Raw genomic sequence first — 14,657 nt, 5'->3', positions numbered from 1 at the left:
TCCCCAAATTCATGACCTAAAAAGAGGTATAAAATCAGGTGTTCAACCCGCCATCACAACTCACAGAAAAAGCCAGAAAGAAGAAAAGTGAAACATCATTTTTCACCATTCTGACTGTTTTACCTTTCACGGCTTTACTTTTACCGGCTGCTGTGGTGGCGCAAGAACAAGACCCTCAGTGCGTAATTCCCGACATCGTTGTGCAAAATCAAGCCGGTTTTACATACAGTGACTCAGTTAACCCAGAACCCATAAATGGACTTTCTAACGCAACAAATTTGGGTTTAATTGGCACTGGCCCTCTCAGGATATCACCGGGCGGCGTTCGAGATGGCAATGATAACTTCGTTGCCGGCGCATTTGCGGGCGCATTGGCAGATGAATTGGTAAGACTCGGCTTTGCCCAAGAAGAAGCCACTAAAGCCGTGATCGCTGTAACCGTCGCCTTGGCACAGCAACCCACCAGCGCCACCTTCTCCGAACTGGCAAGAATTTCTAGAGATGCGGTTGTGCAAGCAGTGCCGGCAAAAGCAGAAATCATTCAAGGATTAGAACGTTCAGCGGCACAAGAAATTGGCGTTTCCGTATTTGCCAATTTAGTGAAAACGCAACTAACGGCAGCCGGTTTAACAGAAACAGAAGCGGAAACTGCCACCCAACAAGCCGTCGCCGCACTGATCACATCCACCGGCAGCACCTCTGCAAATCAAGCTTTTGAAACCGGCTTTCAGGCAATGGTGGGGGCAGTCCCCGAAGAAGCGGATATTCTTACCCAACTGCGAGACGACTTTATCCGCGAAATTAGCAACATTCGCAACGGCATTCGCGCCGGCATCGGTGAAGGAGATGTTCTCAAATTTGAATATGTTGTCTCCAACCCCGGCAACACCTCTTTAAGATTTGAAATTCCCGATCCGCGCACCGTTCAGCAGCAGACGATCGGCCCTGGAACCGTCACCGGCGTTCGCTATCAAGTTGTGAATGCTGATCCGGGCGCATTTCTTCTCACCGACTGTCCAACACCCACGCCCACTCCCAGTCCCATTCCTTTTCCCACGCCAACTCCGGAACCGACACCTACTCCAACTCCAGAACCGACGCCCACGCCAACTCCGGAACCCACACCTACCCCAGTTCCGACTCCTACCCCAACTCCAGAACCGACACCTACTCCAACTCCCACGCCGGTGCCGGCAAACACTCCCACCCCCGTTGTCGTCCCACCTGGGGGTGGCGTCATCGTTGTGGTGGATGTAGATGTCAAACCCGTTCCCAACACCGGCTCTTCTGTCACCGTCAATATTGGAGACAAAGATGATGTCACCAAGCCGGTGGGGCAAAGCGTGATTATTTCCCCCGTCACCGTTAGACAACCCCTCACTTCACCCTTGGGACGCATTACAGGTTGTGCCGGCGAACTTTTACCCGACTACACCGGCTTTAGTGTTGCCCTCTACGAAGCAGACGCCGCCGATCCTACCGGCACTGGATTGGGTAAATTAATCGCTCTCACCGGCACAGAATATCCAGATGTTGGCGATAACGACATCCTAGAAGGTAGTTCGCCCAACACGGAAAACAGCAACCCCTTCTTCCTCACCAACGGAGATCAAGGCGGTTATAACTTCCTGCTGGACTTAAATCGCGGTCAACTTGAGGCAGGACGTCGCTACATTTTAGTTGTCAATCCGCCCCCAGATTCCAACTACAACGAGCGCCGCATCCGGATCGAGATCGGACAGAGTAACACCGGCAGTATTAGCTACACTGCCACCTCCCTCGATGGCAGACCAATCGGTGCCGGCACAACCAATACCTCATCTGCCGGCAGTCTCAGCCCGCAAGATCCAAACCGCCAGCGGCTGGATTTAGCCGTTCTCGATCTCAGCGCCGCCGTCTGCGAAGCCAGAGAAATCGAAATTATTAAAACCGGTGATCGCATTGCCGCAGAACCGGGAGACACGGTTATCTACCGCCTCTCGATCCGCAACCTTTCCAGTGCCCCTGCCAATAACATTACCGTCCGCGATCGGCTGCCCCTCGGCCTCAGCTTCCGGTCTGACTCGGTTCGGGGTGAATTAGACGGGCAAGCTGTAACCGTCACCAGCGATAGTAATGGGCGAGAGATTTCATTTAGTGCCGGCAACTTTACGATTCCTGCCGGTAAAACCCTTAACATTGCCTACGCCGCCCGTTTAACCCCAGACTCCGTGCGGGGCGACGGTCGCAACTCCGCCACCGTCAATGGCCGGCGTACCGATAGCAACCTCGACATCAAAGACGGCCCTGCCACCCACCGCCTTGTCATCCGCCCTGGTATTGTCTCCGACTGTGGCACTCTCATCGGGCGCGTTTTTGTTGATAAAAACTTTGATGGCGAACAACAACAAGGTGAACCGGGTGTTCCAAACGCCGTAGTTTTCTTAGATGATGGCAACCGCATCACCACTGACAATGACGGCCTGTTCTCCGTTGCCAACGTCCTTCCCGGCTACCGCACCGGCGTTCTCGACCTCACCAGCGTTCCGGGTTACACCTTCGCCCCAAATGAGTATTTCAGTGAACGAAATAGCCAGTCTCGACTCGTGCGGTTAGAACCCGGAGGCTTGGTACGCATGAACTTTGGGATTACTCCAGCCTTTGAGGGGGAGAGTGGGAGTACCGGAGAGGGGGAGTATAGGAGCAGAGGGCAATGAAAAACTTAACATCCGTCTTTCTCATCAGTTTAGTTGGGGTGATCGCTTCTCAAGAAATTTCCCGCGCCCAAACTCCCACGACGGAGCAGGACTTGGTACAAACATTGTTTACTCCTGTTGAAAACTTCGCGTATCATGGTAATATAAATCAATACAAGGGAAAAATTTGGGCGCAAGCGACCCATAATTTAAACTCAAATAATTTACTTTTAAACCAATACAGCCTCCCCAGCAAAAAGGGGGAGAGTGGGGGAAACGGGGTGGAGATATCCTCACTGTCTTCAAATTCTCCAATGCCGGATGCGGGGGAGAGGGGGAATCAGGGATTTTTGTGGAATAAAATCCTATCTCAAGCTCCAAATTCTCAAATTACTGCTCAAAATACTCAAATTATTAGCCCAACCGCCGCCACTGTATTAGACTTACCGGCTACCACAATTGTTGTGCAATATCCCACCGGCAGCCAAATTCAACTGTTCGTCAATGGCAAGCCGGTCGATCCCGCCCTCATCGGCAAAACCGAAACCGATCCCAACACCGGCACGACCACTCAAACCTGGTACGGCGTCCCCTTGATAGAAGGGGAAAATATTATAGAAGCCAGACAGCAAGCCGGTGTGGAACAAAATTCTTCAATGCCAGCGACAAAAATTAGTATTTTCGTTCGAGGGATGCCCGCCCAACTGAAAATCCAAACCCTCGAAGCCCGGATTCCAGCCGATAGCCGGTCTACAGCCACCGTCACCGGCCAAATTTTAGATAGCGCCGGCAACCCCACCAACCGCGACGCCACGATTACCCTGGCGACGAGTTCCGGGAAATTTATCTCTGTAGACGCTGATCCTGACCAACCCGGATACCAAGTCAAAACCAGCAATGGAGAATTCAGCGCCACCCTGCAATCAAGTTTGCAAGCCGGCATCGTTCGGATTCGTGCCGGCACACCCAACCCCAACGCCCCAGCCGACATTCCCAACCCCCAACTCGAAGCCTTTACTCAAATTGAATTCGAGACAAACTTAAGACCTAATCTGCTCACCGGCGTCATCGACTTTCGTTTTGGCCGGCGCGGTACTGATTTTTGGGATAGTTTTAGTAACTTCCTTCCCGCCGACGGCGATAATAACTACAAATTCAACGCCAGAGGCGCAGCCTTCACCACCGGCACCTGGGGAAACTGGCTATTCACCGGCGCATTTAACAGCGCCCGCAATCTTAACGACACTTGCAGCGGATTTGATCGCCGGCTATTTCAAGATTTGCAATTTTACGAACAGCAATATCCCACCTACGGCGACAATTGCAGCCGAGAAACTGTTGCACCTTCTAGAGATAGCGTCTATTTACGATTTGAACACTCGCCTTTAATTGAAGGTGCTCAACCCGATTATTTCATGTGGGGAGACTACGCCCTCTCGGAATTTTCTACCCAATCTCAGCAATTCACGGCGATCACCCGCTCATTACACGGCTTCAAAGGTAACTATAATCTCGGAAACCTACAAGTCACCGGCTTCTATAGTCAAGACGTAGAAGGGTTTCAGCGAGACAGTATTATCCCCGACGGCACTAGCGGCTTCTACTTCCTCTCCCGCCGGCTGGTTGTCCCCGGCAGCGAAGACGTATTTTTGGAAGTCGAAGAATTGGATCGTCCCGGCACAGTTTTATACCGGCAGCAACTCACCCGCAGCAGCGACTACGAAATCGACTACGACCGAGGCACCTTACTGTTCCGGCGTCCGATTTTACGGGTTAACGCAGATCCCACCGGCACAATATTAGTGCGGCGAATTATCAGTACCTACCAGTACGACAGCCAAGACAACAGCACCAGTATTTTAGGCAGTCACCTGCAATACAACATCTCACGAGACTTTAACCGTCCCTCCTGGATCGGTGCGACTTACCTGCGTGAAGATCGCGGTGTCCGAGACTTTGAACTCTACGGCGGAGATATCCTACTTTCGTTTGGCAACAATAGTCGGTTAGTTGGGGAATACGCCCATTCCCGCAATGACTCTGATATTTTGGGGAACGTTAGCGGTTCCGCGTATCGGCTGGAATTGAACGGCGGGATTGGCAGGCGAGGAGTTAGTCAAGCGGTAGAGGAACAGAGGGAGAGATTGGGAGAGGGAGAGATTGGGAGAGTGGGTGAGGAAGAAAACTTGAATCCCCAATTGCCGGCTGAAATTCCTAATTACCCGCTACCGATTACGAATTTCCAATCTTTATTAAACTACCGACTCTATTATCGATCCACCGATAGCGGATTTAATAATAACGCCACCACCAGCTTTGTTGCCGGTCAAAGTCGCTACGGCGCACAACTGTCTGCCGGCATCACCCGATCTACTCAACTCAGATTTCAATATGACCATGAAAAAAATCAAGGCATTGCCCCACGTCCCTTAACATCCTACGCCGACTTATTTGAACCCAGACTTGAAGCGATTCCCGGCAGTCAAGTTGATAACTCCCTTACCACCCTATCCGCCGGCATCTTGCAGCGAATTGGCACAAAAGCTTCCCTAGAATTTGACTGGATTAACCGGCATCGGGAAGACAACCGCCCAACCAACCCCCTCGAAACCACCTCATCACAACTGCGATCACGCCTCAGCTACCGAATTGCCAATAACCTTACCTTCCGCGCTCAAAATGAACTCAATCTTGCCTCACAACAAGATATTATTTACCCGGATAGAACAATCCTAGGACTCGATTGGGCAGCGTACCCAGGAATTACGCTCCGACTGAGTCATATCTTCTTTAATGGCGGGCAATTTGAGAACAACTCAATTACCAGCTTAGACTTTCTCGGCGATTATAAACTCGGAGAAGATACCGCCTTAACCGGCAGGTTTGGCGTCGTCAACGCTCAAGCCATGACAGGTGCAATCGGAATTCGTCAAGGTTGGACAATTGCTCCAGGATTAAGACTCGAAGGCAGCTACGAACATATTTTTGGCGATTTATTCGGACGCACCGGCACCGGCGTACAATTCGCTCAACCCTACGCTTACGGACAAGGGGCATCGGCTTTAGGTGTTCGCGGCGGCGATAGTTACAGCGTGGGGATTCAATATAATAACGATACCGATTTTCAAGCCTCTGCCAGATACGAACACCGCACCTCTTCTGCCGGCGGCAATACTGTGATTTCAGCCGCAGCCACTGGCAAAATTTCCCGCGCCGTTACTGCACTACTCCGCTATCAGCAAGCTTCCAGCGCCAACCAACTGCTCGAAGAATTGGGAGATAGCATCAACCTACGTTTAGGACTTGCTTACCGCGATCCGATTGATGACAAATTTAATGCGCTTTTCAGATATGAATATCGCAGCAATCCTTCTATCATCCCGGATAGTATTTTCTTTGACAATAGCAGCAGTTCCAACGATCATACCTTTGCCTTAGAAGCAATCTATGCACCGAATTGGCGGTGGGAATTTTATGGCAAAGGTGCCATGCGTACGAGTACGTCTTACCTAGCAAATGATCTTGCCGGCACCGGCACAATTTATCTAACCCAACTTCGCAGCACGTACCGGCTGGGATATCGCTGGGATGCCGTCGGGGAAGTGCGCTGGATTGGACAGCCGGCAGATGATTACAGCGAAATTGGCTGGGTGCTAGAAACTGGTTATTATTTAACGCCGAATTTGCGCCTAGCTGCCGGTTATGTGTTCGGCGATGTCACGGATCGCGACTTTGACGGTTCCCGATCCGCCAGTGGGCCTTATTTAGGGTTAACTGTCAAATTGAATGAATTGTTTAGCGGCTTTGGATTGCAAAAGCCAGTGCCGGCGTTGGAGAAAGAAGAAGACAAGCAAGCAAATAAAATAGCACAGGGCAAGAAATTCTCCAATCTCTAATCTCTACCCTTTTAAAGGGGCATACATTTATTTTGCCTTAGTTGAAACTTAAGCAAGTTTCAATTTATCTTACATTGCAAACCCTTTATCTAAAATCAAAAGATTATAAAAAAGCAAATTAAGTGCATAAAAATTTAATTTTTTTTATGGGATCGCTCCATATTGGCCGCGACACATCAAGACACTGTGGCAATTACTGAGCCTTTGTTCTATGCTAACAAAAACTTTTACAGCTAATCCGTGTTTTCACCTTCCTATGTAGAGACATGGACGATAACTATGTTCTTGCAAACACCATTCACCTGTACCGGGAACTCTCCGGCTGAACAATCAGTGATTGTACAGTCAGTTATCTTTACCAAAAATTAGTATTTCTTCGCTTTGTATGAATTTTTGGTTTTTTTTTGGAAGTCTCAGTAAAAATACTGGACATTCACGACCAAAATAGGCAGAATCAAAACAGCTCATTTAAAGAGCCTTTGAGCTTTTGCGAAAATTGGGTAAATCCCGATCTTCAATCGCAGAGTTATCAGGTCTGATATTTAAGGGTGTATTGCTGGATACAAGGAAATTCCTTGTCAGGCAAAATTTTCTACTTTCAAGTAAAAAAAAAACATTGCTTGTCCGGTTGTAGAACAGGCAAAAAAAAGCTGTGCTTAATTTTTTGCAGAAATTTTAAATCGATTGCTTAGGGTTTATTTTACCATTTGGAAGCTGAAAGTATGCCAGAAATCAATGGTTCATCTCAACGGGATTCGCTCAACGGCGCATTAGAAAACGACACAATAATTGGGTGGGCCGGCGAAGACGGATTGCTGGGATTAGAATTAAATGACTGGATTAGTGGCAACACAGACAACGACTTTCTGAGCGGGAACACCGGCAGCGATACCGTACGAGGTGGCAAGGAAAATGATATCGTACACGGTGGCCAAGACAATGATTTGCTATACGGCGATCTAGGGAGTGATACAGTCTGCGGTGACATCGGAGATGACACAGTTATCGGTGGAAACGGAAATAATCATAAGACTAATCATTCCTTATCTTCCCCCGACCAACAGACAATCGATGAAGATGAATCAGACGTTTTATTTGGCAATGCCGGCAACGACTACATAAACGGCAATGCCGAAAATGACACCGTGTATGGCGGCGAAGGAAATGATCTCCTACACGGCGGCAAAAATGATGACCAGCTATTTGGTAATTTAGGCGAGGATCAACTCAGAGCCGATCTCGGTAATGATACGGGACTCGGCGGGGAAGGCAACGACCAACTTGTAGGCGGCGAAGGGGAAGATTACTTAAACGGCAATACTGAGGATGACTGGGTTGCCGGCAACGAAGGCAATGATACCGTTCACGGTGGGCAAGGCAACGATACAGTCCACGGCGGCAAAGACAACGATCTGCTATTTGGCGATCTAGGCAATGATGTTTTAATCGGCGATCTCGGTTCGGACATACTCAACGGAGGTGAAGGAGACGACACCTTCGTAATTGGCAGACGGGACGATGTTGCCGGTTATCGCACAACGGGTGGAATCAATATTGCCGATGCCGACTGGGTGCTCGATTTTGGCACCGGCAGCGATAAATTTGAGTTAATCGGCGGAATTACCTTCGACGATTTAAATATATTTGCCGGCACAGGCGAGTATGCCGGTTACACCATTATTCAAGACAAGGTACTTGGTGAATATTTAGCCATCTTAAAAGGCTTCACCGGCACTCTTAGCCGGGAAAATTTCATCTCCTTAACCCCTACTCCTCCCACCTCCCCAGGAGAAGATCCAGAAACACCACCTCCCGCTCCAGGTGGAGGAGATCCCCCTCCCGATCCTACTCCATCATCCCCGAACGATATTTTGCTGTCCAGTGTCGCCGTTAATGAAAATAGTCCAGCCGGCACACTAATTGGCAGTTTATCGGCTTCCGATCCCGATGCAGACGATACCCACACTTACGCATTACTCGACGATGCCGGTGGTCGCTTTATAATTAACGGCAATCAGTTAAAAGTCGCCCCAGGCGCGTCGTTAGACTTTGAAACCCAACCCAGTCACACCATAAAAGTGCGCGTGACTGACGCAGCCGGCAACATTTTTGACAAAGACTTCCCGATCACCCTTCAAAATATTAATGAAGCGCCGGCAACCGGTAACCCCATCGTTGACCAACTTGCAGATGCTGATACACCGTTTAACTTCACATTTGCTGCCAATACCTTCACAGATCCCGATGGCGACGCGTTAACCTACACCGCCACTCTACCCGGCGGCGAACCATTGCCGGCTTGGTTAACATTTAATCCCACCACCCGCACGTTTAGTGGCACCCCAACCAATGGAGATGTTGGCACCCTTACGATCAATGTACAAGCATCCGATGGTAAAGGCGGCAGTGTCAGCGATACATTTAATTTGGAGATTGGCCATATCGAGGATGAGCCAACGGTTGGTAACCCCATCGCTGACTTAAATACGCCCGAAGATAGTGTATTTAATTTCACATTTGCCGACACAACGTTTACAGATGCTGATGGCGACGCGTTAACCTACACCGCCAAACTTACTAATGGCGAACCATTGCCGGCCTGGTTGACATTTAATCCCATCACCCGCACGTTTAGTGGCACTCCAACTGATGCAGATGTTGGCACGCTATCAATCGATGTTCAAGCATCAGATGGCAACGGGGGCAGTGCCATCGATACATTTAATTTGGTGATTGACAATGTCAATGATGAGCCAACGATTGATAACTCCATCGCTGACCAAAATACCCTAGAAGATGTAACTTTTAATTTCACATTTGCCAGCACAACCTTTAACGATCCCGATGGAGATCCATTAACTTACACAGCCAAACTCACCAATGGCGCTACACTGCCGGCCTGGCTGACATTTAATCCCACCACCCGCACCTTTAGTGGCACCCCAACCAATGAAGATGTTGGCACCCTATCAATCGATGTTGAAGCATTAGATGGCAAGGGGGGCCGTGCCAGCGATACATTTAATTTGGTGATTAGCAATGTTAACAATCCGCCAACGGTTGTCAACCCCATCGCTGAGCTAAATACTCGTGAAGATAGTGTCTTTAACTTCACCTTTGTAGAGACAACTTTTAACGATCCTGATGGAGATCCATTAACCTACACAGCCACTCTAACCGGCGGCGAACCATTGCCGGCCTGGTTGATATTTAACCCAGGAACCCGCACCTTTAGTGGCACCCCAACTGATGGAGATGTGGGCACCCTATCAATCAAGGTTGAAGCATCAGATGGCAATGGGGGCATTGTCATCAATACATTTAATTTGGTGATTAACCCTATTGTTCCACCTGGTACTGAGCCAATAGTTGTCAACCCCATCACTGACCAAAATACCCTAGAAGACGCTACTTTTAATTTCCAATTTGCCGGCACAACCTTTGAAGATCCCGATGGAGATCCATTAACCTACACAGCCAAACTCACCAATGGCGCTATACTGCCGACTTGGTTAACCTTTAATCCCAGCACCCGCACCTTTAGCGGCACCCCAACCAATGAAGATGTTGGCACCCTTTCAATCGATGCTGAAGCATCAGATGGCAAGGGGGGCCGTGTCATCGATACATTTAATTTGGTGATTGGCAATGTTAATGACGTGCCAACGGTTGTCAACCCCATTGCCGGCCTAAATACCCTAGAAGACGCTACTTTTAACTTTACATTTGACGTTGATACTTTCAACGATATTGATGGAGATGCGTTAACTTACAGTGCCACCCTAACCGGCGGCGCAGCATTGCCGACCTGGTTGACATTTAACCCAACAACTCGCACCTTCAGTGGCACTCCAGCTAATGGAGATGTGGGCACCCTCTCAATCGATGTTCAAGCATCAGATGGCAACGGCGGCAGTGTCATCAATACACTTAATTTAGTGATTGACAATGTCAATGATGCTCCAACGGTTGCCACTGCCATTGCCGAGCAAAACACGGATGCCGGCACAGCGTACAACTTCACATTTGATGTTAATATCTTTAACGATATTGATGGAGATCCATTAACCTACACAGCCAAACTCACCAATGGCTCTATACTGCCGGCCTGGTTAACATTTAACGCAGCGAACCACACCTTCAGTGGCACTCCAAGCAATGGCGATGCCGCCACACTTTCAATCGATGTCCAAGCATCAGATGGCAACGGTGGCAGTGTTACAGAGACATTTAATTTGGTGGTTAAGGGTAATAGCAATCCAATCGTTGCTACCCCCATCGGTGACCAAAATACCCCCGAAGATAGTGTCTTTAACTACACGTTTGCGGCCAATACATTTACAGATCCAGATGGCGACACATTAACCTACAGTGCCACCCAAACCGGCGGCGCAGCATTGCCGGCCTGGTTAACATTTAACGCAGCAACCCGAACCTTTAGCGGGACTCCAGCCAATGGAGATGTGCGCACCCTTTCAATTGATGTTCAAGCATCAGATGGCAACGGCGGCATTGCTATCGATACATTTAGTTTGGTGGTAAATAATGTCAATGATCCGCCAATCGTTGCTACCCCCCTCATTGACCTAAATACCGATGAAGATAGTGTTTTTAACTACACGTTTGCTGTCAATACATTTACAGATCCTGATAACGACACATTAACCTACAGTGCCACCCAAACCGGCGGGGATGCATTACCGGCCTGGTTAACATTTAACGCAGCAACCCGCACCTTTAGTGGCACTCCAACCAATGGCGATGCCGCCACACTTTCAATCAATGTTGAAGCATCAGATGGTAACGGCGGCAGTGTCACAGATACATTTAATTTGACAGTTGGGAATGGCCCGGAGTCTTCCATAGTTGTTGTCACTGCTATTGATGATCAAAGTGCCACTCAAGACGCTACCTTTAACTTCACATTTGCCGAAACAACTTTTAACGATCTTGATGGCGATGCGTTAACTTACACCGCCACCCAAACCGGCGGGGATGCATTACCGGCCTGGTTAACATTCAACGCAGCAACCCGCACCTTTAGTGGCCCTCCAGCCAATGGAGATGTGGGCAACCTATCAATCGATGTTCAAGCATCAGATGGCACAGGCGACAGTGCCATTGATACATTTAATTTGGTGGTAAATAATGTCAATGATGACCCAATCGTTGCTACCCCCATCGGTGACCAAAATACACTAGAAGATAGTGTCTTTAACTTCACGTTTGCGGCCAATACGTTTACAGATCCAGATGGAGATGCGTTAACCTACAGTGCCACCCTAGCCGACGGCGAACCATTGCCGGCCTGGTTAACATTTAACGCAGCAACCCGCACCTTTAGCGGGACTCCAGCCAATGGAGATGTGCGCACCCTTTCAATTGATGTTCAAGCATCAGATGGCAACGGGGGCAGTGTTACAGAGACATTCAATTTGGGTGTGATAAATACCAATGATGCCCCAACGGTGGTCACCGCCATTGCCGATCAAAACGCGAACGCCGGCACAGCGTTCAACTACACATTTGCCGCTACAACTTTCAATGATATTGATGGCGATGTATTAACTTACAGTGCCACCCTAGATAACAACGCACCATTGCCGGCCTGGTTAACATTTAACCCAACTACCCGCACCTTTAGTGGCACTCCACCCAATGGAGCTGCCACCCCCCTTTCAATTAATGTTCAAGCATCAGATGGCAACGGCGGCAGTGTCATCGATACATTTACTTTGACAGTTGGCACTAGCAACGTGCCAGTAGCGGTGAACGACATCATTACCACGCCAGTGCTATTAAGTAGCCGCTTAGAAATTCCAGTCGCTACTTTGCTGGCTAATGATACAGATGCTGACCTGCCGGCAGACACGCTTACCATTACCGCAGTAACCGCAGCGAATGGGACGGCCTCGATCAACAACGGCATTATTACCTACCGGGCAACTCCAGGGTTTGCCGGCACGACAACCTTAAACTACACTGTCAGCGATAGCACCGGCCTCACCGATACCGGAACCGTAACCCTAACTGTCGCCTCACAAGTCCAGTTAAGCGCCATTGCCACCGGCACCAATGTGCCAGTCGGAAGCGGGGGTTTTAGTGTCAACGGTCAAGCCGCATTTGAATGGGCGGGTTTCTCGGTGAATGGGGCAGGAGACGTGAATGGGGATGGCTTTGCTGATGTGATTATCGGTGCGCCTTCTGCCAGCGCACCCGCCCCTGGATCTGGGAAATCTTATGTCGTGTTTGGAGGGCCATCAGGCAGCAATGGCGGCTTTGTGATCAATGGTCAGGCCGGATATGATCGGGCCGGCATCTCAGTCAACGGGGCCGGCGATGTCAACGGCGATGGACTGGCTGACCTGATTATCGGTGCAGATCGGGCCGACGATCCCACTATTGCCACTAGGCTATCCTCCGGCAAATCCTATGTGGTATTTGGTAAGGCGGACAACGCGCCAGTGAATTTGACGGCTGTGGCAGCCAATCCCGGAACCGGCGGCTTTGTGATCAACGGCGAGTGGATTGGCATTGAATCCGGTTTTTCCGTCAGCGGGGCCGGTGATGTCAACGGCGACGGTTTGGATGACTTGATCGTGGGTGCTCCCGCTTTTGGCCTTGATGCCAATAACAATGGCGTGCTTGTTGAGCAAGAGTATCTCAGAAGCGGCAGAGCTTACGTTGTGTTTGGCAAGGCGAACAACACAGTGCCGATAAACTTGAACGCGATCTCCAACGGAACGGGCGGTTTTGCGATTACATTCGAGGGGGTGAATGACCAAGCCGGCAACTCGGTCAGTTCAGCTGGGGATGTCAACGGAGATGGCTTGGCTGACTTGATTGTAGGCGCTTACTTGGCCGACCCGAACGGAAATTTTTCCGCCGGCAAAGCTTATGTGGTGTATGGCAAAACAACTACCACGGCGGTAGCTTTGGGCGCTGTAGCAGTAGCAGGAAATACCGGCGGCTTTGCCATCAACGGTCAAGCGGCAAACGACCGATTGGGCCGTTCTGTGAGCGAAGCCGGAGATGTTAATGGTGATGGCTTCGCTGACGTGATTGTGGGCGCGTATAATGCTGGCCCCAATCAAACTTCCTCAGGCACGTCTTATGTCGTGTTTGGCGGCCCATCAGGCAATAACGGCGGCTTTACCATCAATGGGGAAACAGCAGGCGATCATGCCGGCATCTCAGTAAGTTCAGCCGGAGATGTCAACGGCGATGGTCTGGATGACTTGATCGTGGGGGCTCGCTGGGCCGATCCAAATGGGGCTTTCTCTGGCAAATCTTATGTGGTGTTCGGGAAGGCGGATAACACAGCCGTGAACCTAAGCGCAGTCGCAGCCGGTATTGGTGGTTTTGCGCTGAATGGCGCATCGGCAAATAACTTAGCCGGTCGTTCTGTGAGTGGGGCGGGGGATCTCAATGGTGATGGCTTTGCTGATTTGATTGTAGGGGCTTTTGGAGCAGCACCAATTGGAGCGAATTCCGGCACCTCCTACGTGGTTTATGGCGGCGATTTCACGGCGTCGGTGACAGGGATGGGAACTGCAACAGCAGATGTCCTCACCGGCACCACCGCAGCAGATATTTTGGTTGGGGGTTTGGGGAACGATCAACTCATCGGCAATGGCGGGGCTGATGTGCTTTATGGGGGTGCCGGTGAGGACATTGTGACGATTAGCGATACCGGCTTCCGGCGAATTGATGGGGGTTTGGGGACTGACACCTTGTTGCTTGTCGGTGCCGGCATGGCCCTCGATCTGACAGCGATTCGTAACCCTCTCATCCAGGGCATTGAGCGAATCAATATGACGGGTGCCGGTAATAACACCCTGAGCTTGGGCGTGAGAGATGTGATCAGCTTGTCTGGTTCGACTAGCACCTTGACTGTAGAGGGCAATGTCGGCGATATCGTAACTGCATCGGGCTTTGCATTCGCCAGCACAACAGCCAACGGTTTCAATCAATACACCAGCAGCAGTGCGACGCTTCTGGTTCAGACGGGTGTAACGGTTAATGTTCTGTTGTAGAAATGTCATAACTGCCTAAAATACAGTTCAGATATTATTTTGTAAATGCA

Annotated in this window: 3 protein-coding genes; all 3 read left to right on the top strand. The window is 49.9% G+C overall.

The genetic code is table 11. The annotated features are described in order from the left end of the window. Positions 1–38: 38 nt before the first annotated feature. The 3 genes from H6F56_RS26520 (at position 39) to H6F56_RS21020 (ending at position 14,607) form a co-directional block, all read left to right on the top strand. Entirely contained in the window at positions 39–2,696 is a 2,658-nt protein-coding gene (locus tag H6F56_RS26520) for a hypothetical protein (protein WP_309236602.1), read from the top strand. Next, on the top strand, positions 2,693–6,571 hold the full coding sequence (locus tag H6F56_RS21025) for an Ig-like domain-containing protein (RefSeq protein ID WP_190672204.1): 3,879 nt from the start codon (positions 2,693–2,695) through the stop codon (positions 6,569–6,571). Before H6F56_RS26520 ends, H6F56_RS21025 begins: the two co-directional genes overlap by 4 nt. Positions 6,572–7,293: 722 nt before the next feature. Continuing rightward, positions 7,294–14,607 (top strand): putative Ig domain-containing protein, encoded by a 7,314-nt coding sequence (locus tag H6F56_RS21020; RefSeq protein ID WP_190672200.1) that lies wholly within the window; start codon positions 7,294–7,296, stop codon positions 14,605–14,607. Positions 14,608–14,657: the final 50 nt, after the last annotated feature.

The sequence above is a fragment of the Microcoleus sp. FACHB-672 genome (assembly GCF_014695725.1).
GTDB lineage: Bacteria > Cyanobacteriota > Cyanobacteriia > Cyanobacteriales > Oscillatoriaceae > FACHB-68.
The sequence above is the reverse complement of the archived record's forward strand: the minus strand, read 5'-3'. Positions and strand labels throughout refer to the sequence as shown.